The sequence below is a fragment of the Prosthecobacter gellanilyticus genome (assembly GCF_007992435.1).
Classification (GTDB): Bacteria; Verrucomicrobiota; Verrucomicrobiia; order Verrucomicrobiales; family Verrucomicrobiaceae; genus Prosthecobacter; species Prosthecobacter gellanilyticus.
On record NZ_BKAG01000077.1, the window covers coordinates 1 to 18,932 of the forward strand.

Genomic DNA, 18,932 nt, shown 5'->3' on the forward strand with positions numbered 1-18,932 from the left:
CTATATTTCTTCCTGGGAGACTTTGTGAATCAATCACTCTGGCGAGAGCGCCGGAGGGCCGGCGCAGTCCAGGACGCGTTGCGACTTCGGCGCCCAAGAAAAAGCCGCTGATGATCTGGTCACCAGCGGCCTTTTGGATGAATGATTGGTTAGTCTAGATCACTTCGCGGGGAAGGGGCTCTTGAGCAGGGACTTGAAGGAGTCGGAGACCTTGGCGACGGCGTCTTTGGGGCCGGTGAGCTTGATGAAGACGGGGGCGTCATTGCCGGGGACGATGGCACCGAGGAGGGTGTAGTTGTCCTTTGGGGTCTTGGGTCCCATCATGGGGCCGTCATTGTAGGTGCCGGTGGCGGTGACGAGGGTCACTTTGGTGCCGTTGGCATCAATCTCCTCGGTCTTGGACTCAGGCGGGCTGGCGAACTGGCCGAGCCAGCGGGTGATGTTGGCCTGGGCATCGCCTCCCTGACCGGCGCCGAAGTAGTAGAACACTGCTTCGAGGGGCTTTTCCGCGCCTTCCACGGCGATCTGCAGGGTGCCGGCGCGCATGGGGCTGGTGGGGGGCACGCTGGTCCACGTGGCCGGGTAGGCGAAGTTCAGGCCGGCGACGGCGAGCTTGCCGTCTTCCGCGAGAACGGAGGTGGAGAGTGCGGCGAGGGCGAGGAGGGACAGGAGGCGTTTCATGGTAGGATGGATAAGAGCTGGGCTGGATACGATGAAGGCGGGCTCAGCGCCCGCCTTCAAAAGGAACAAAGGGAAGAATTACTTCGTGACGTGCATGACGCCCTTCATGAGCAGCCAGTGGCCGGGGAAGGTGCACATGAATGGATAGTCGCCAGCTTCAGCAGGAGCGGTGAACTCGATGGTCTCAGTGGCGTTCGGCATGACCAGCTTGGTGTTGGCGATGATGTCTTCCTTGGAGGCATCAGGAATGTAGCTCTTGGCCATGGCCTGGGGGTCGGTCATCATGGCATTTGCCTGGGCGCCCACGGCCTGGTCTTTGCCGGGCTTGATGAGGATGAAGTTATGCGGCTGCGGGGCGATGCTGCCGGTGTTGTTCAGCGTGAGCTTCACTTTCTGGCCGGCTTTCACCGAGAGGTCCGTCTTGTCATAGCCAAGAGGATTCGAGGCGTGGGGCTTCAGTTCGATGGCGGCCACTTCAGCATCCTGGGCGGAGGCGAAGGTGGCAAACACGGCGAGGGCGGTGATAGCTGCGAGTTTTTTCATGGGATGGTAGAGGGGGGGTGACTAATCGGGCCGCGATGGCGAAGGTTTTCAACCTTTTTGTAAGGGGGGAACGGTTCGCGGTTCTCAGTTCCCGGTTTCCGGTTCCTGAGCATGGGGCATGCCCCATGGTCCTTGGTCATTCTTCCTCGACATCCTGGGGGGCAGCCGATTTAGTGCGGCCTGATTTTCTTATGCGCCAATACGACCTTATCGAATATCTCGCGATGGCCATGCAGGCCGGAGCTTCGGACCTGCATCTCTCTCCGGGCGCCGCGCCCACGATGCGTCTGCACGGGAAGATGACACCGGTGACGGAGGAGATCCTGGACTCTGTGGATGTGCGCGAGCTGGTGCTGGGCGGCCTGAAGGACGCGCAGCGCGCGAAGCTGGAGCAGGAGTGGGAGCTGGACTTCGCCATCGAGGTGGAAAACCTGGGTCGCTTCCGTGGCAATGCGTGCTTCTGCATGGGCCGGATCGAGGGGAACTTCCGCTATATTCCAGATGCGATTCCGGAGCTCACCCAGCTGGGCCATGGGCCGACGGTGGAGAAGCTCTGTCACATGCGTGATGGGCTGATCCTGATCACGGGGGTGAGCAACAGTGGTAAAACGACGACGCTGTGCAGCATGACGCAGCAGATCGCGGCGGAACGGTCCTGCAACATCGTGACGATCGAAGATCCGATCGAGTTCGTCTTCAAGCATGGTCAGAGCCTGATCCGCCAGCGGCAGGTGGGCTTTGACACGCATGAGTTTGCCCGTGCGATGAAGAGCGCGCTGCGGCAGGACGTGAATGTGATCACGGTGTCTGAGCTGCGTGACCTGGAGACGATGCGCACGGCATTGACCGCGGCAGAGACGGGGCATCTGGTGATCAGCACGCTGCACACCACGGATGTGCCGGCCACCATCACTCGTATTTTGGACAGCTATCCGAAGGAGCAGCAGGAGTATGTGGCCGCACAGCTCAGCCACTGTCTGCGCGGCATCGTGTGCCAGCACCTGATCCGCCGCGCGGATGGTGAGGGCCGTGTGATGGCCTCCGAGGTGATGACGATCAACAACGCGGTGATGTCCTGTATCCGTGACCAGCGCATCCAGCAGCTCGCGAGCCTGATCCAGATCGGCGGTCGTGACGGCATGCACACCATCGATGACAGCCTGCTGCATCTTTTGACCTATGATTTCATCACGCTGGAGGATGCCAAGGCGCACTGCCGTGATTATAGCTTCATCAAGATGGGCTATGAGAAACTGCAGCGTGAGCGTGGTGGCCAGCGCTGATCTTTGAAAAAGCCTCCGTATTCTCACTCCATGAGTTCCCCCGACGACTCCATCCATCTCCGCGGCCTCGACCTGCCGGTGCGCATCGGCGTGCCGGAGGCGGAGCGGGAGATGTGGCAGACTTTGCAGGCCGATGTGTCCTTTACCCTGGCCTCGCGCTTTGAGGAACTGTGGGACGATCTGAAGGCCACGGTGGACTATGCCGCCGTGGCGCTGCGCCTGCGCGCACTGGCTGCGGAGAGGCCGCGGCAGTTGATCGAGACCCTGGCCGCGGAGATGGCGCAGTGCCTGATCATGGAGTTTGGGGTGAAGAGCGTGACGATCGAGCTGAAGAAGCGGATCCTGCCGGGGTGTGATCACGTGGCGGTGAGTTTGACGAGACCGTGAAGAAGCGTGGATGATGCAGTCCTTTCCTTGCCAGAAGGGATTAGGTGCTATAATTTCCATAGATGCACCTCCCGCGTTATTCCTTGTTTCTCCCTATCGTCTTTTTGACAGCGTGGGCAGGGAACATGTGGGGGCAGCTGCAGCTTCGCAGTCCAGATCACGTGACCCAGATGAAGCAGCGGGAGTCTCTGCCCGCCGAGGCGCGCCAGGAGCATGACGACAATCAGAAGGCCGCGCACTACTGGTATGAGAGCCGAAACCCGAAGAACCTGCCGGAGATAGACGCCGCCCTGGCACGTGTGCTGCCAAACGCGCTGCGCCAGTCTGCCTGGATCAGCGAGGTGCCGAGCTGGGAGGAGGCGCACCGGGTGCAGGCCTACCATGATGCCGGCGCCATCCTGCTGGCCCGCTGCTACACGCTGCTCTACTATGGCCGTGAGAACGAGGCGAAGGAGAGCATCAAGCTCATCAACGACAAGTTTCCGCACGCACTCCTGCTGAGACCTGACCGCCGGGTGATCCTGGTGCGGCGGAGCCTGCGCTATCACATGCATGCCTGTGCGATCTACCGTGCCATCCGGGAACGGAAGATGTACGACTTTGAGTTTCCGCCTGAGATGGATGAGCACGATGCCTGGGCCCAGGAGCGGGCGGCCGAGGACATGGCCATGCTGCGCCTCCGCGAGGGTGATTTCGATGGTCTCGACCACCTGGCCTCACAGGCTCGTCTGCGGGCGCTGAAGACGGCGGATGGTGAATGGGTTTCTGATGCCATTTACAGCGGCATTCATCCGCTGGAAGGTGAGAGCTGGTCTGCTGCTGCCTGGGATGAGATGGGCGGACGTCTCGATGAGTGGCGTGAGAAAAAGCCGACCTCTGTGGATGCCCGGATCGCCAACGTGATTTTTACGCTTTATCGCTTCAAGGGAGAGGTGGAGCTGGCCGGCTCCACGAAGGAGGCTTTGCTGAAGCTGCGGCGCACTGTGGAGGAGATCGGGCCAGTGTCGCCACAGATGCCGTTTATCGAGATGATCGTCAGCATCGCTCTGGAGGAGAGGCTGGACCAGATCGCGAGCATCTACCAGAAAGCGCAGAAGAAGTTTCCTGACTACACGCCGACTCACATGTTCATGCTGATGCGTCTGGCTGCTGAGGAGAATGGTGAGCGCCACTGCCGCAGCATGCTGAGAGAGCTGGCGAGCCATGAAGAGACTGTGGAGCAGGCCGCGCGCATCCTGACATGCCTGCCGGAAAAATCCGTGATGGTGCTGACGGAGGGACTGCCTCTGAAGGATCTGCGGGAAAGCATGCGGGCTCTGCTGGAATCAGCCCCAGGCAGCTCTCATCTGCGCAACAGGCTCGGGCTGCTGGCGGTGTTTGTGGGCCAGGATGACATCGGCATGGAGGCGATGCGCACGGTGGGCGGACGCTGGGAGCGCAAGCTTTGGAGCGGTCGTGAGTATCACGCCACACGACTGACGGAGCGCCAGCCCATCCAGGCTTCTGTGCCGGCGAAAGTGGGCGAGCTTTGAATGATGGAGGGTCCTTCGCCAAGGCTAAGGGCCCCAGGGTGATGGTCATGCGGCTGGATGATTGTTTTGAAGAATGCACGGTGGGGGCCGTTGAGAGGGGATGTCTATGCGTCGCCGTTTGTTCACCTGTCTTCTGGGGCTTGCCATCATCACTCCTCTGCATGCGGAGAAGCCGCCGCCGGATGAGGTGAAACCTGAGGGACCGGCGAAGCTGAAGGGGACGAAGCCGCTGCCACCGCTGCCTGCGGGTGCTTTCACGTTTGTGGTTATACCGGACACGCAGCACTACACGGGGAAGGGGACGAAGGTGAGCAAGGGGAGTGGCAAGCAACTGGAGGAGCCGGTGAAGAATGCGCATCTCGAAGCGCAGGTGGCGTGGATCCTGGCGAACCAAAAGGCGCAGAACATTGTCTTCGTGAGCCACGTGGGAGACATCGTGGAGTATGACCGCAAGCCTGAGTGGGAGGTGGCGAAGCAGCATCTGGACAAGCTGCGTGGCGTGGTGCCTTTCAGCCTGACGGTGGGAAACCATGACATGAGCAGCAAGGGTGACGCGCACCTGTTTCAGGAGACTTTTCCGGCGGCGAGCTTCAAGGACTATCCCTGGTATGCGGGGGCCTATGCGCATGAGCGCGAAAACCAGAAGGTGTCCGCGAACAATGTGAACAGCGCGCAGCTTTTCAGCGCGGGTGGTGTGGACTTCATCCACCTGAGTCTTGAGTGCAATGCACCGGATGATGTGCTGGCCTGGGCGGACGGTGTGCTGACGAAGCATGCGGACCGGCGTGCGATCATCACCACGCACATGGACCTGGGCATCCTGGACAAGCCGAAGGAGGAGGCGGGTTACATCAAGGATCCGAAAGGCCGCATGAAGTGGGTCAAAATTCACGGTGCACGCGGGAACACGGGTGAGCAGATGTGGGACAAGCTTTACCGGAAGCATGCGAACCTTTTCCTGGTGCTGTGCGGTGATCAAAGCCGCGTCACGGCTTTAAAGCTGGATCGCGCAGCGGATGACGGGCACATCATCCATGGTCTGCTGAGTGACTACATGAGCGAGCCCGCGCTGAGGCTGATGCGCTTCCTTCCGGCGGAGAAGAAGATCGATGTGCTCACCTATGAGGTGAAGAGAGGCTTCCTTGTGGAGGACACCAGCCATGTGCATGAGGTGGAGCAGCACCAGTTCTCGCTGTCTTGGGACGGGAAGTGAATTAAATCACTTCTTGTTATACTTCTGCACGAGCTCGTTGAACTCCTGGGTGCGGGCATTGAGCTGGGTGATGGCATCATCACGCTCTTTCACGAGCTGTTTGAGCTGCGTGTTCGCCTTCTCAATGGCGCTGTTCTGGGCGGTGACGGTGTCGTTGTGCTTCTTCAGCGCGTCATTGCCCTGGCCGGCGAGGCGCTTGTAGGCCTCGAGCTCGTTGCTGGAGCGGATGGTCTCGTTCATGAGCACGGCGATGCTGAAGCCGCGGGCGGCCTGGTCGTCGTTGAGCAGCTGGATCTGCTCCGTGGCATCGAGGAGGCGGACTTCGATCTCTTTGCGCAGGGTGTTCAGGCGCTCGATCTCACGGCCGTACTGCTCCACCTTTTCCTCGGCGGCCACACGCGCCTTGTTTTCCGCGATGAGGAGGTTGGAGAGGTTTTCGATGGTGGCGCGCAGGCGGAACTCACGCTGCCACTGGAAGACGCAGATGCCGCAGAGCGCGAGCGAGATGAGGACGAGCAGGGAGATGAGAGCGCGCTTCATTTCGCTGGGGCAGGAGCGGGAGTTGGGGCTGGTGCAGGTGCCGGTGTTGCGCCTGCGCCAGGCGCAGGCGCGGAAGCTGGGGCTGGAGCGGGACCTGGAATGGCGCCGCTGGCAGAGGCTTTGACGTTGAAGGCGACCTTGTTGAAGCCGGTGCGGCGGACGGCATCGAGAGCCTTCACCATGTCAGCGTGGCGGGTGTCGGCATCTCCGCTGATGTAGACGGGGGTGTTCGCATCCTTGGCGTGGCGGGCGGTGAGCTTGCGCTCGAGCTCCGGCAGGGCGGTGAGCTGGGTGTCCAGGTAGATGTCACCCGTGGCACTGACGCCGATGTTGATCATGTCGGGCTTGAAGTCGGGCTGGCTGGCGGAGGCCATGGGCAGGTTGACCTTGATGGTCTGCTGCTTGGTCATGGTGAGGCTGACCATCATGAAGGAGGCCAGGAGGAAGAACATCACGTCAATCAGCGGGATGATCTCCAGCCGCGTCTTCTTGTGCGGGATGGGGGAGTGGAGTTTCACGGACGTGCGCGGTTCGTGGTTCTCAGTGCCCGGCTTTGGTGCCGACCTTGTCGTAGCCGTGCTGGGCGGCGAGGATGAGGACGTTGTTCGCAGCAGCCTCGAGCTCAAACTGAAGCTTGGCGAGGCGGCTGTGGAAGTAGTTCATGGGCACCAGGGTGGTGATGGCGATGCCGAGACCTGCGGCGGTGGCGATGAGGGCCTCACCGATACCACCGGTGACCTTTTCCACGGCAAGCTCGGAACTGCCGATGGAACTGAAGGAGCCCATGATGCCTGTGACGGTGCCGAGAAGGCCGAGAAGAGGTCCGAGGGTGACGACGGTGTCCATGGCGCCGAGGAAGCGGCCCGCGCCCTGAAGCTCACGGCCAGCGGCCACTTCCAGCGCGCCCTGCATGGAGCTGTGATGATGAATGAGGCCGTGATGGATCATGCGCACCACGGGATCCGAGCTGTTTGCGGACGTGGTGACAGCCTTGTCAATCTGGCCGGCCTCGAGCTCCGCATACACTTGGTCCAGAAGCTTGGGCTTACGCTTCGCACTAAAGCGCAGCCACCAGAAGATGCGCTCCAGCACGATGCACACGGCAAAGGCACCCACCACGAGGATGGGATACATGATGGGACCACCTTTGACGATGAGTTCGACGACAGCGTTGGCGAGGAGAGCGGGAGGGGGGGCAGCTAACATGAAGTGGGGGGAGAAAACGAATCAGCGAAGTTTGAAAGTGAGCGGGGCCACTATCTTACCAGACACCCCCGTCGGCCCACGACCATTGCGACGGGCATGGGATGCGGCGAACTCATCGAGGGCGGAATTTCCACTGCTGCTGATGACTGAGACGCTCTCCACCCGGCCTGATACTCCGGTGAAGATGAGCAGGCGCACCGTTCCAGTGACCCCCATGGATTTCAGGTGGCTCGGGTAGGCGGGTGTAGGAAGCTTGAAGTTCGCGGACGAGAGGCCCACACCTGCCGTGCCCATGCCACCACTGCCGCCACCGCCGGAGGCAGTCGTGGCGGAGCCTTGCGGACCACGTGCCGGGGAGGCGGTCGGACCACGACGCGCATTGGGTTTGGCCACGGCCTTGGGCTTGGGTTTCGGCTGCTCAGGCTTTGGCTCCACGGGACGCAGGGCCGTCTCCACACGGGGTGGTGTGGGAATGGTGAACACGTCCTCCGTGACCATTGCCGGGACGATTTCTGGCAGTTCCTGGGGCACCTCAAGGACCTCCACAGGGGGCGGCACCTCGATCTCCTCCACTTCTTCCACGACGGTCTCAGGTGAGATCTCCTCAGATTGAACCTCCACCATAGCCGCTTCCAGAGTCGTGCGGCCTTCGCCTGGATCGCCCTTTTTTCCCTCAAGCATGAGGGGCACATAGCCATCTCCCTCAAAAACCCCGATCACGCCCACCGCCAGGAAACAGGAGGTGATGGACACCATCCAGCAGAGGAAGCAGTGATCCTTCGCCTGCTGCAGCCCGAGGCGCACGCTGGCGGCGGGAAGCCCGGTTACCCCCTTGGCCACAGGTGTTCCCACAGACTGGAGAGCAAAGGCGGCTGTGGAGGTCATAAAATGAGGGGGGAAAGTGGCGGAAACGGACGACAAAAGTGGACCAACTTCCCAGAGCGTCAAACGCTATTGAGACGCTATCGCACAAAAAAGGTGAAGTTGGGCGCAATGTGTGGTTAGGGGCCGCATGGGGAATGGTTTCCAGGCTGCCGATGCCGTCCGCCCGCCGTCTGAAACGGCGGCGGATGAGGAGAAGCATGCCCTGGCGAATCAATGGACCCAGCGCGGTATCTCCCTGCTAAGCTCTCCGGTCTCAAGCGACCTCATCGAGGCGCTGGGATGCTTTGATGAAGCCATCCACCTGCGTCAGGGGCTGCTTTTGGAGGTCAATCCATGGTATCGCTGGGGGCTGACGGCGGGCTGGATGAACCGGGCGGATGTTCTCTCTCGGCTCGGACGGGCGCAGGAAGCCCTGGCGGCCTATGGTCGGGCTTTGGAGCATCTACAGAAGCTGCCCCTGGAGATGGAGCCTGCCTTCCGCTGGCGGCTTGGCCTGGCATGGATGAACCGCGCGCTCACTTTGCATGATCTCGGGCCGGCACATGATGAAGCTGCGCTCGCCTCACTGGACACTTCGATTGAGGTGCTCAGCCATCCCGCGCTGACCACGCCTCGTGATCTCGGCACGCTGGGCTGTGCCTGGATGAATCGCGCCGCCTTGCTGATGCAGACGCAGCCCGTCCGCCCCGCCGAGGCTCTGGAAGCGGCCCTGAAAGCGCTACCCTCTCTAGTGCCTTTAGAGCGCAGTGATCTCGTGGCGGCGGATGCGGCGCTGAAGGCCCGTCATCGCAGTTGCCAGGCCATCGCCATGCTTCTGGAGACACCGCCGGTGCCTGTGGACAAGGCCGATGACTGGATCATGACTGCCACGGATCATGTGGAAGAGGGGCTGGCACTGGCGGAGCACTGGCAGGGCCGTGCAGACTTCACCGAGATCACGCTGCAGCTCTTCCGCTTTGGCTGCCGCATCTATCTGGCCTTCCAGCCGCACTTTCTGGGGGAGTTCATGCTGGATGTGCTGCGGCCGCGCCCGGATCGTGTCATCAGCCGGGACTTTCACATCGCTGCTGAGGAGGCGATCCAGCATGCGGCGGAGATCCTGCGCCAGCGCGGCCCCACGGACCTTGGCTTGAGGCGCGTGGATGATCTCCTGCTAGTGCTGGAGGGGCTGGAGGCCGCTGCGCAGCAGATTCGCACGTGGAGGCCTGCGGAGACAACTCCAGCATGACGTTCGCCTTGTCATTTTCCCTGCGGGAGACATGGTCGCAGCCCCGTTTCCATTGCTCATGACTCGTCTGTTCCATTCCTTGCCGCTCCTGCTGGTGGTCGCCCTCGGCGTCAGCGCCTGTGCCACCGTCAAACGTTTCACGCCTGACCTCAGCAAGATCAAGCTGCCCAAGATCAAGGTGCCGATGCCGCCCATGCCAAACTTCTCCTCGCTGAAGAAGATCACGAACATCATCCCGGGCATGCCGGACACGGACAAGGAAAGCGTGGATGACCCGCAGATGCCTTTCAATGCGCGCGGAACTCTTGGTTATGGCCACACGCTGCGCCTGCATGTGTATGAGGGCAGCCGCTCTCCGAAGCGCATCTACAATGACGTGGTCATGATCGACTCGCATGGCGTGATTGATCTGGGCAAGGCTGGCACGGCGAGGATCGGCGGCTCCACGCTGGCGAAAGCGGCGGCCACCATCGCCACCACCTTCCGCGTGAACCTGGCCCTCGGCCGCACCACCACCGTGCACATCCTTTCCGTGGAGGACACGCCCGTGGTCTCCGTGCGTGGAGATGTGATCTCGGACGAGTTCATTCCTGCCTGGGAAGACATGACCATCGAGCAGGCCGTGCGCGTGGCGGGTGGACGCAAACTTGGTTCGACCGCGCATGGTGTCTATCTCATCCGCGAGGGCGAGCGCCGTTACTTCTCCTCTCTGGAATCCGCCAACGAGCTCGAGCCCGAGCCTGGCGACATCATCGAACTTTCCTCCGACATCTAATCTCTCATGGCCGATTACCTGGGTGGCAACGCCGCCGTCAATCAAAGCTCCTTCAGCAGTCTTTTCAAATCCATCGCCATCCTGCGCATCGGCACCGGTGCGCTGCTGCTGACGCAGCATGCCTGGCTCGCCGCCATCGGCGCATACAAGTTCCTGTGGGAGGAGCAGGCCTGGGACTGGGTGACGGCCTTTAGTGATGCCGGCCTGCCTTACCCGCAGTTCACCGCGCCTGCTGCCGCCATCATCCTCGCCGCTGTGGCCGTCAGCTTCACCGTGGGCTTTCTCACGAGGCTCTTCGCCATCGTCTTCATGCCGGTGCTCGCGCTGTTTTTGGTTTACGCGCAGAAGGTCGGCGCGGCGCAGGTGGAGACCGCGTGGCTGTATCTCTTCATTTCCTTCACCCTGCTGCTCTTCGGGTCTGGCGCCATCTCGCTGGACAAGCTCTTCCACATCGGTGAGAGCTGGGCCAGCCGGCCGAAAAAGAAGAAGAACTGGTAACCTGCTCCCATGGCCCGTGTCACTGCCGCTGATCTCAAGCGCGTCCTCGCGAACGCGGCGAAGACTGGCCGTCGTGTGACGGACCGGTCCGCCTCCGCGCCGCGTGCGGCGCCTCAAGGCGGCACCACCGGCCGCCTGCCGCTGACCAGTGAGCGCGTGCTGGCGATCGACCCCGCTTTACGCAATACGGGTTGGGCCGTTCTGGAGAGAAGTGGCCGCGAGCTGAAGGCCATCGAATGGGGCGTGATCTCCAATCCCGCGAAGCTGCTGCATTCCGGCTGCCTTGTGGCCATCCGCGAGCAGCTGGGTGATGTGATCCGCCAGCACAAGCCCACCGTGTGTGCCATCGAGTCCACGATCTACGTGCAGAGCTTCAAGACCGCCATCGTGCTCGGCACCGCGCGCGCGGCCTGCCTCATCGCCGCCGCAGAGCACGGCCTGCCCATCTATGAGTATGCGCCGAAGGAAGTGAAGCATGCCTCCGTGGGCCGTGGTGCCGCGCAGAAGGACCAGGTGGCCTTCATGATCCGCGCCCAGCTCCGCCTTGATGAAACTCCGCCGTCTGATGCTGCGGATGCGCTGGCCGTGGGCATCACGCATTTTCAGAATGCGGATGCTTCTGCCCTGATGGGGATTGAGGGGAGAAGGGTGTGATGCATTGGAGCAAGAATTTTTTCATTCATTTGTTAGGCTGAATACTTTATGAACGCCGACCAGCTTGCTGAGATTCGTCCCGTCCTCCGAGAAGTTATCGAAGGCGCGCCTGACACCTGTGCAACACTCGAAGCCGACGACGATCCTCAAAAGTGGTTGCAGGTTGTCGACCAGACCGTCAACGCGGCTTACCCGCATTCGGACAATCCAGAAGAGAGGCTTGGCAGACTGGGGCTGCCACTGCTTTCGACAAAGCTCGTCAGTTGGGAAGCCTGTAAGTTCGCGACCTTTGACTTCGCTGAGTTTGAAGTGAAGGCCATCGCGGATTGGATTGATGCTTAATTCGTCCGTGTGATAGGCTGTCCTGAAGGTGAATATCACCTCGATGTCACCTTCGTGAAGATCTGAGACAGAAACCTAGACGAATAAGGCGGTGGTGGAGAATCGGCTGACTGTCAGAGACAGAATGCCTGGCTGCTTCAATGGCAAATCGGGTGATCTGTTGTTTGCGGGAGCATTGACATACTCGACAGAATTGCGTCTCATTCACTAATCCGCCGAACTTCAACACGCCCCGTATCGTGAGCAGTGCCTACACAGTGATTTGGAATAGTGATCGAGTGAAGATTGCCAAGAAGCATGGCCTTGCAGGCAAAGGCATTGAGTTTCTTTTTGGAGGCCCGCACACGTCACAGCCTAGTTTTTCCAGAGCTGGTGTAGTGGGAGGTGACATCATTTACCCGATCTTTGTTCGAGACGGCATGGTTCACATTCTCTCAAGAGTTGTCACCAGCGAGATCGTGACGGTGGATCACTTCATCGCGTCTCGTCCCGACCTCTATCCACCGGAGCGCCATGGCAAATGGCCTTTCGAGACGCTTGATGCGGGTGTCGAACTGCATCCATGGCTTCGAGCCTTGAACTGGACGTGCTCGGACCATGTGGTGCTGGCTGAGAGATCGACTCCAGTGAATCTCGATAACGTGCTTCCTGCCGAGATGTTGACGCGCCTGACCTACAGATCCAAGAAGGCTGAGAGGGCGGTGAGAGGCGTGGTGGACGGACGTCTCACCACGATCGTCAGTCTTCAGGGAGTCTACAGATTGTCGTTGTCGTCAGAATCGGACTTTGCCAGTCTCTTTCCGGTAGGATGACCATAGCAGAACACGCGGTGTCATTTTCCATGGGTAACGTATCACCTCAACTAGTCAGGCCATTTCGCACATCATGACTCGGGACGATTTTTGGACGCTTATTGACAGCATTGACCGCAAATCATTGGATGCCGGAAATGAAGACGCGGCCATTGAACCACTTCAGAAGATGATGGGCTCTCTGAGCGAGCCTGATCTGGAGGCCTTCGAGGAGCATTTGTCGCAGTGTCTGCATGTCCTGGACGGACAGGTGTTCGCGGACGAGTCCGGAGAGTCGAGCGATTCTGACGATGCATTTCTCTATGCACGTTGCTATGTCGTCGCAAAGGGCAGGGCGCATCACGAGGCGGCCCTCAAGAACCCCAAGCTGATGCCGAAGACACTCGATCATTGGTGTGAGTCTTTATTGTATGCGCATCGTGCTGCATGGTCTGATCTCACGGGGAAGGATCAATCTGAGTGGCCATTTGAGGCTTCTGTTAGTTACGAAAGCGGCAGTAACGAAAATCTGTGGCCGCACTGAATCTGGGGCCGCACCTGAGATGCAGGGAAGGTGGTGCTCGCATCACGGTTGCAATTCAAGTGTTCCTCGGCCTTTTCTCCGCACGTCCATACATTCACCATGTTCGGCATCCACGACTTCGGCGTTTTCATCGTCACTGGCATCATCCTGAACCTCACTCCGGGGCCGGACACGTTTTATATTCTTGGGCGTAGCATGGCCCAAGGGCGCAGCGCGGGCGTGGCGTCTGCGCTCGGTATTGGCGCAGGCGCGCTGGTCCACACGCTGGCGGCTGCCTTGGGGCTTTCGGCACTGATTGCGGCATCGGCGACTGCCTTTATGGCGGTGAAGCTCGCGGGCGCGGCCTATCTGGTTTACCTCGGTGCTAAGATGCTGCTTAGCCGTGCATCGTCGGCGGCCTCGATTCCCGCGGGCTTCAGCTCGTCTGGCTTCTCCGCGGCTTTCCGGCAGGGGCTGATCACGAATGTTCTCAATCCGAAGGTGGCGCTCTTCTTCCTGGCCTTCATGCCCCAGTTCATCGCGGCGGACAGCCCATCCAAGTTTGCTGCCTTCATCACGCTGGGCCTCACCTTTGTCGTCACCGGCACACTTTGGTGCCTGTGCCTCGCCTGGTTCGCCTCCCTCCTCGGCGACCGCCTCCGCGGCAGCCCGACTTTTGGGGAGGTTCTCAACCGGACCGCAGGCGCGCTCTTTGTGTTTCTGGGCATCCGTCTCGCAGTGACGAAGTGAGATGCCTGGCCATAAACCTCCAGCCCAACCCACCCGATGTTTCCCTTCGGTCACATTGACTTGAGAGTTCGCGATCTGGAGGCGGTCTATCCCTTCTACGCCAGGCTGCTTCCCGAGCTGGGCTTCCCGCATGAATGGCGAGGGGAGGGAGCCTTCTTCATGACCGAAGGCAAGCTGCCTAACCAATCATGGTTTGGTGTTCTCGAAGACAAGGATCACGTCCCCAACAAGACCAGGATCGCCTTCGCCGCCCAAAGCTGCCAGGAGGTGGATCGACTGGCTGAAATCATTCGATCCGCCGGGGCAGGGAATATTGAAGGTCCGGAAGACATGACCTACTCGCGGATCTATCATGCCGTGTATTTTGAGGATCCTTCGGGCAACCGGCTGGAGATCTATTACTGTGAGGAGTAGTTACTCATCGGCCATATGTTCAAGAGCATTCAGAACTGGATTCGTCGGCGGAAGTTCCGCGAAGGCCGGACGCTTTCGGGGTTCATTGCTCGCGATGTTCGCAGGGAAATTCTGATTGTGTCTGCCGCCAGGCTTGATGAAGGGTATATCACGGTACGTGTCCGGACCGTGAACGTGCTCTATGTCTCCAAAGGCTTGATCCCCGAACCGGAGTTTGAAGCTCCGAGAGAGATGCGTTTTGATGAAGTCTGGAAGTGGTCTGGCAAGAATTGGGGCGGCCTTCCAGATGGCACATCTATTGTGGAAAATTTGAGATGAGGATGATCATGTCTCATTAGGCTGCTGATTCCTGGATTCCACCCCCCGATGACAGAAACGCTCCCCTGGGGACGTGGTATCTCTCCCCCCTTCTAATGTCGTTCCTGGCCCGTCATCCTATTCTCCGCCTGTTTGCCTCGCCCCAGCATCTGTGGCGCACCATGTCCCTGGGACTGAAGAGCATCTGGCTGAACAAGCTGCGCTCCTTTCTCACGGCGCTGGGCGTGATTTTCGGCGTGGCTTCGGTGATTGCCATGCTCGCGATCGGGGAAGGGGCCAGCCATGAGGCGCAGGAGCAGATCCGCCGTCTGGGCAGCCAGAACATCATCCTCGAGAGTGTGAAGCCGCCGGATGGCCAGGGCTCCGCGGCCGAGACACGAAGTATGGTGATCGATTATGGCCTCACGCTGCGGGATGTGCAGCAGATCCGGCAGACGGTGCCTGGCATTGAGGTCGTGGTGCCCTCCCGCGTGCTGACGGAGAACATCTGGAACTTTGAGCGCAGTGTGGATGGCCAGATCATCGGTGCGCTGCCGATCTACCCTGAGATGCGCAACCGCCCGATGCTCAGCGGCCGCTTCTTCTCCGACCTGGAAATGAACGAGAAACTGCCGGTGTGTGCGATCAACGAGACCGCCGCGCATGAGCTCTTCCCGCTTTCCACACCGGTGGGCAAATCCATCCGCGTCAAAGGCTACTACTACAAGGTGCTTGGCGTCATCCAGAATGAAGGCGCGCGTGTCGGCGGTGAGGACAGTCCCACGGGCTCCGCAGGGTCGCAGATGTTCATCCCCTACGCCACGCTGATGGACCAGTATGGCGAGACCTTCTTCCGCTATCGCAGCGGCGGTTTCGAGGCTGAGAAAGTGGAGTTCCATGAAGCCGTGGTGCGTGTCGTCGATGTCAATCAGGTCGAGAGCCGTGCCGAGGCCATTCGCCAGATCCTGAGGACCAATCATAAAAAAGAAGACTGGCGCATCATCGTGCCCGTGGAGCTTTTGAGGCAGGCCGAGCGCACCAAGCAAATCTTCAGCATCGTGCTTGGCAGCATCGCGGCGATCTCCCTGGTGGTCGGCGGCATCGGCATCATGAACATCATGCTGGCCAGCGTCACCGAGCGCACGCGTGAGATCGGCATCCGCCGCGCCATGGGCGCGCGACAGGCGGACATCGTGGTGCAGTTCCTCATCGAGACCGTGCTGCTTTCCGGAGCGGGTGGAATCATGGGGGTGATCCTCGGCATCAGCATCCCGATTGCGGTGCAGCACTTTGCCGGCGTCACCACGGTGGTGAAGTTCTGGTCACCCGCGCTCGCGTTCCTCATCTCTGTGTTCACGGGCATCGCCTTTGGTATTTATCCGGCCCGCCGCGCCGCCCGCATGAATCCGGTGGAGGCGCTCAGGCACGAGTAAGGGGGGGCGGAGCTTGTTTATTTTGTGCGCTGAATGCATTTCCTTTCCGGTGTTCTCGGTGTTGGTTGGCATGATCTTCGGATCCTCCGAACATGGTGGACACTGTGAGTTCGGACGCATCTAGCATGCTACAATTACAGACCTGCAGGCCATGATACCTACGTGGAGAGAACTCAAGGACATCTCTCGCCGTCAAAGGATGGACGGGAAGGTGGGCGAGGCGATCAGCACACTGAATGCCTCACTAGAACTTGCGATGGCCGATGCGCCGGAAGAGGTGGCTAAAATTTGTAACATTCTGGCTGACCTCTATGTGAAGGGTGGAAACATCGAATCTGCTGAACGCATGGCGCGAAAATCACTTCAGTACGAGGAGGTGTGGGGCCGAGAGCTTTCTGGAAATGAGCACTTGGCGACATAAAATGTGATGATGTCGATCGTGCTGGAGAAAGCCTGTCGATTCCCTGAAGCCCGTGATTACATGCGTGAGGCGGTTGAGCAATTCCCAGTCATTCGAGGGGCGCAGGACGACTATGTCGCCCTGATGAAAGAGCGTCTCCATAGTCTGAAGGCATGACTGTTGTCAGTGTGCCAAAAATTGACAAACTGCGTGACTCGGGTTGAGCTGTCTCCAGATCTTTGGACACACAACTCCGACAGTGCGGCCAACATCTGCTTTCGAGCCATTGCCGGATGTGCTGGCTCATATGTGCGGCGCATTTTCACCCCCATGAACTTGAAATCTGACTCCGACTTCTTCTCTTCAATTTGGGGAACTGATACCGATATTGTTGTTGGTCTAACCGAGGACTCGCTAACCATCATTGACGACTCTGGAAAGACGTATTGTTCCCTGTCTTTGGACCGCCAGGGCGAAGCGTTCCCGCCTGTCGGTGATTATTCTCCCAAGTGGGACATTTTCGTGGCCGCAGTCGCCCCAGGAATTGTCACCGCTATCCAGGTTTCTACGAGAAAGGTGCTTTGGCAAATCAAGGACAGAAGGTTGATTAACCGTGTTTGCATATTGGACGCGTCTCAAGATGTGGTCATAGCCGGACGATCCGCCAAAGTGCTGAAGCTTGCTGATGGTTCTCCGACGACCTCCGTGATCACGGACTGCCACTCTCACCTTGATTCAGGCAACGGTTGTTTCTGTATGAAAAACAAGACCCAAGAAAGGTATTTGTTTTCACATTCATCCAGACCCGGGATGCTGTTGGAAGCAGCTCTGCCAAGCCTTAAGCTATCAATCTTCACTCCGCACTTTTTCGCGGCGGTTGGCTTTGATGCGCCTGCCGAGGTTTATTTTCTGGATCCGTTCTTTGGCAAATTGGTTGATCGAGTGGTCGTTCCTGATTCTCAGCTTATTGATGCATTGTCGTATGACACCAAGGAAGATGCGTTGTTGGTGGCGTCTCATGGTGCTGCCAAGTTCATCGAAGTGTGGCGCGTCTACCTGACGGGAAGGCGAGAGCTTGTGACCACGTTACCCCAGGGGATCGGGGGCACATCATGGTCTTTCCACAGTCATGGAAGAAAGTTGATTTCGCCTAGAGGCCGGGTGGCTGATCTTTCGTCAGGCGAATTGCTGCGGCGAAGTTGGGCAGACTGGCAACTCCAAGAGATGTAACACAGAAGTGAAGGAGCTTCGATACTCGAAGGCTTCCTGGATGCGTTTGCGGAAGCTTGGTGCAGCTTGCCGCGTGAAGAGAGCGACTCTGGGCTGGATCTCGATGACTCAGGTTCGGAAGGCGTCCAAATAAAGAAATGGTGAGGGGAATTCAAGGCAGGTTGAAACCATGACAGCTATGAAATATTACCAATTCACGCCATTGATCGGCAAATACGCGCAGCTAAGATTTAAGGAAGGGATCGAGACAACATCATTGTTCGAGGTTGGGACGAGAGTTTCTCAAGCGAGCTTAGAGGCTGTGGAATGGTCGGAATTTGGTGATTCGCAGCTCCATGATTGCCCGATTATGAACTACGGAATATTTGCCTTCAGTGAAAAGGCCTGGAGTGTGCTTGGAGATCTTCTATCGAGAGACGTTCAAGCCGTTAGGCTAACTAATATCTCGCCCAGATGTTACGCAATCAATGTTCTTTCCCTCATTCCGGCATTGGATGAGCAAAGATCCAAGTGCACTTTCTTCCGCAACGGCAAGGTTGATCGAGTCTTGGATTATGTGTTCAGACCTGATTTAGTTGAGGGGCGTCATATGTTTCGCATCCCTCAGCGACGATGCGACACTTTTGTGTCGGAGCAATTGCTGGATACTGCCATTGGAGCCGGACTGAAAGGCTTCATCAAAACCAAACCTGTGGTTCAGGTGTAAAGAAATGTGGCAGCCAACGGAAGTGAAGAAAAACAGGAGGCAAAATTTGACGATGCCTTCGTTGATGTGGCCTAACGATCAATCAAATCAACTGCTGCGTGTTGCCCCCGACTGTCTTCGCGAACTCTTCGGCATGATGAGATCGCGGTGTCCAATGGGTCCGAATGGGACTGTTGGGGATGAGGCGGAATGGCTGAAGTTCGGGGAGAGGAGAGGCGAGCGTGAGTTGTTGACGGGTTCGTCTTTCGCGGAATGCTTCGGAGAATGGATGGCTGGCGGTGGTTGACCGTTGTTTACGGTCGTTTGGAAGGAGGACGGGAAGGACGGCAGCGGCGATTGTCGTGGAGAATTAACTTTCGGAGAAAGGTGGCCGCGTTGGTGGATCAAGGTGGATCCTGAATGGGCCGCGCTTTCAGCGCTTGGCGGTGGGTGCGTGCGGAGAACCTAGGGCTAGACGCCCTAGGCTGGTATGGGGCGCGCCGGTGGCGCTGAAGAGTTGAGGTATGCTCTGGAGTTAATGCCGCTAAGCAACCCCGGGTTTGGAGCCTCAAGAGGCGGCACTCCTCAGCCCAGACTAACGGCCTGGGAGACGCGCCAACGCAACGCCGGTTACCCGACCCC

Annotated in this window: 24 protein-coding genes; 18 read left to right on the top strand and 6 right to left on the bottom strand. The window is 59.1% G+C overall.

Features of this window, described 5'->3' with window-relative positions; translation table 11 throughout:
- Window positions 1-159 precede the first annotated feature (159 nt).
- Together BGE01nite_RS27320 and BGE01nite_RS27325 are read right to left on the bottom strand one after the other, a co-directional pair.
- Window positions 160-681 (bottom strand): hypothetical protein, encoded by a 522-nt coding sequence (locus BGE01nite_RS27320; protein ID WP_146855852.1) that lies wholly within the window; start codon window positions 679-681, stop codon window positions 160-162.
- A gap of 78 nt (window positions 682-759) precedes the next feature.
- Window positions 760-1,224: a plastocyanin/azurin family copper-binding protein gene (locus BGE01nite_RS27325; protein ID WP_146855854.1), complete on the bottom strand. Its 465-nt coding sequence runs from the start codon at window positions 1,222-1,224 to the stop codon at window positions 760-762.
- 191 nt (window positions 1,225-1,415) lie between these two features.
- Between BGE01nite_RS27325 and BGE01nite_RS27330 the strand changes: the two genes are divergently transcribed.
- The 4 genes from BGE01nite_RS27330 (at window position 1,416) to BGE01nite_RS27345 (ending at window position 5,639) form a co-directional block, all read left to right on the top strand.
- Complete coding sequence (locus BGE01nite_RS27330; protein ID WP_170267105.1) at window positions 1,416-2,507, top strand: type IV pilus twitching motility protein PilT; 1,092 nt, start codon at window positions 1,416-1,418, stop codon at window positions 2,505-2,507.
- A 30-nt stretch (window positions 2,508-2,537) separates the two neighbouring features.
- Window positions 2,538-2,894 carry a dihydroneopterin aldolase gene (locus BGE01nite_RS27335; protein WP_146855858.1) on the top strand — a complete coding sequence of 119 codons (357 nt, stop codon included), beginning with the start codon at window positions 2,538-2,540 and terminating at the stop codon, window positions 2,892-2,894.
- A gap of 62 nt (window positions 2,895-2,956) precedes the next feature.
- A complete protein-coding gene (locus BGE01nite_RS27340; protein WP_170267106.1) occupies window positions 2,957-4,426 on the top strand; it encodes a hypothetical protein in 1,470 nt (489 codons plus the stop codon).
- 106 nt (window positions 4,427-4,532) lie between these two features.
- A complete protein-coding gene (locus BGE01nite_RS27345; protein ID WP_146855862.1) occupies window positions 4,533-5,639 on the top strand; it encodes a metallophosphoesterase in 1,107 nt (368 codons plus the stop codon).
- A 6-nt stretch (window positions 5,640-5,645) separates the two neighbouring features.
- Here BGE01nite_RS27345 and BGE01nite_RS27350 read toward each other — a convergent pair whose 3' ends face one another.
- The 4 genes from BGE01nite_RS27350 to BGE01nite_RS27365 are packed head-to-tail and all read right to left on the bottom strand — an operon-like array spanning window position 5,646 to window position 8,270.
- Complete coding sequence (locus BGE01nite_RS27350) at window positions 5,646-6,179, bottom strand: hypothetical protein (protein ID WP_146855864.1); 534 nt, start codon at window positions 6,177-6,179, stop codon at window positions 5,646-5,648.
- On the bottom strand, window positions 6,176-6,697 hold the full coding sequence (locus BGE01nite_RS27355; protein ID WP_146855866.1) for an ExbD/TolR family protein: 522 nt from the start codon (window positions 6,695-6,697) through the stop codon (window positions 6,176-6,178). The genes BGE01nite_RS27350 and BGE01nite_RS27355 overlap by 4 nt, the downstream gene beginning before the upstream one ends.
- 22 nt (window positions 6,698-6,719) lie before the next feature.
- Window positions 6,720-7,385, bottom strand: coding sequence for a MotA/TolQ/ExbB proton channel family protein (locus BGE01nite_RS27360; protein WP_146855868.1), 666 nt, complete (start codon window positions 7,383-7,385; stop codon window positions 6,720-6,722).
- A 21-nt stretch (window positions 7,386-7,406) separates the two neighbouring features.
- Window positions 7,407-8,270: a TonB family protein gene (locus BGE01nite_RS27365; protein WP_146855870.1), complete on the bottom strand. Its 864-nt coding sequence runs from the start codon at window positions 8,268-8,270 to the stop codon at window positions 7,407-7,409.
- Between the two features lie 127 nt (window positions 8,271-8,397).
- Between BGE01nite_RS27365 and BGE01nite_RS27370 the strand changes: the two genes are divergently transcribed.
- From BGE01nite_RS27370 to BGE01nite_RS27435, 14 genes are all read left to right on the top strand, one after another.
- On the top strand, window positions 8,398-9,498 hold the full coding sequence (locus tag BGE01nite_RS27370; RefSeq protein WP_146855872.1) for a hypothetical protein: 1,101 nt from the start codon (window positions 8,398-8,400) through the stop codon (window positions 9,496-9,498).
- Window positions 9,499-9,556: 58 nt separating this feature from the next.
- On the top strand, window positions 9,557-10,273 hold the full coding sequence (locus tag BGE01nite_RS27375; RefSeq protein ID WP_146855874.1) for a hypothetical protein: 717 nt from the start codon (window positions 9,557-9,559) through the stop codon (window positions 10,271-10,273).
- A 6-nt stretch (window positions 10,274-10,279) separates the two neighbouring features.
- On the top strand, window positions 10,280-10,771 hold the full coding sequence (locus BGE01nite_RS27380) for a DoxX family membrane protein (protein WP_146855876.1): 492 nt from the start codon (window positions 10,280-10,282) through the stop codon (window positions 10,769-10,771).
- A 9-nt stretch (window positions 10,772-10,780) separates the two neighbouring features.
- Window positions 10,781-11,425: a crossover junction endodeoxyribonuclease RuvC gene (gene ruvC, locus BGE01nite_RS27385; protein ID WP_146855878.1), complete on the top strand. Its 645-nt coding sequence runs from the start codon at window positions 10,781-10,783 to the stop codon at window positions 11,423-11,425.
- A gap of 48 nt (window positions 11,426-11,473) precedes the next feature.
- Window positions 11,474-11,767 carry a hypothetical protein gene (locus BGE01nite_RS27390; protein WP_146855880.1) on the top strand — a complete coding sequence of 98 codons (294 nt, stop codon included), beginning with the start codon at window positions 11,474-11,476 and terminating at the stop codon, window positions 11,765-11,767.
- A gap of 278 nt (window positions 11,768-12,045) precedes the next feature.
- Window positions 12,046-12,579 carry a hypothetical protein gene (locus BGE01nite_RS27395; protein ID WP_146855882.1) on the top strand — a complete coding sequence of 178 codons (534 nt, stop codon included), beginning with the start codon at window positions 12,046-12,048 and terminating at the stop codon, window positions 12,577-12,579.
- Window positions 12,580-12,652: 73 nt separating this feature from the next.
- Window positions 12,653-13,102 carry a DUF4240 domain-containing protein gene (locus BGE01nite_RS27400; RefSeq protein ID WP_146855884.1) on the top strand — a complete coding sequence of 150 codons (450 nt, stop codon included), beginning with the start codon at window positions 12,653-12,655 and terminating at the stop codon, window positions 13,100-13,102.
- 99 nt (window positions 13,103-13,201) lie between these two features.
- Window positions 13,202-13,831: a LysE family translocator gene (locus BGE01nite_RS27405; RefSeq protein WP_146855886.1), complete on the top strand. Its 630-nt coding sequence runs from the start codon at window positions 13,202-13,204 to the stop codon at window positions 13,829-13,831.
- A 36-nt stretch (window positions 13,832-13,867) separates the two neighbouring features.
- Window positions 13,868-14,245: a VOC family protein gene (locus BGE01nite_RS27410; protein ID WP_146855888.1), complete on the top strand. Its 378-nt coding sequence runs from the start codon at window positions 13,868-13,870 to the stop codon at window positions 14,243-14,245.
- A gap of 15 nt (window positions 14,246-14,260) precedes the next feature.
- Window positions 14,261-14,563, top strand: a complete 303-nt coding sequence (locus tag BGE01nite_RS27415; protein WP_146855890.1) for a hypothetical protein — start codon at window positions 14,261-14,263, stop codon at window positions 14,561-14,563.
- 95 nt (window positions 14,564-14,658) lie between these two features.
- Window positions 14,659-15,975 (top strand): ABC transporter permease, encoded by a 1,317-nt coding sequence (locus tag BGE01nite_RS27420; protein ID WP_146855892.1) that lies wholly within the window; start codon window positions 14,659-14,661, stop codon window positions 15,973-15,975.
- Window positions 15,976-16,126: 151 nt separating this feature from the next.
- Window positions 16,127-16,396: a hypothetical protein gene (locus BGE01nite_RS27425; RefSeq protein WP_146855894.1), complete on the top strand. Its 270-nt coding sequence runs from the start codon at window positions 16,127-16,129 to the stop codon at window positions 16,394-16,396.
- A 309-nt stretch (window positions 16,397-16,705) separates the two neighbouring features.
- A complete protein-coding gene (locus tag BGE01nite_RS27430; protein ID WP_146855896.1) occupies window positions 16,706-17,605 on the top strand; it encodes a hypothetical protein in 900 nt (299 codons plus the stop codon).
- A gap of 178 nt (window positions 17,606-17,783) precedes the next feature.
- Window positions 17,784-18,311 (top strand): imm11 family protein, encoded by a 528-nt coding sequence (locus BGE01nite_RS27435; RefSeq protein WP_146855898.1) that lies wholly within the window; start codon window positions 17,784-17,786, stop codon window positions 18,309-18,311.
- Window positions 18,312-18,932 lie beyond the last annotated feature (621 nt).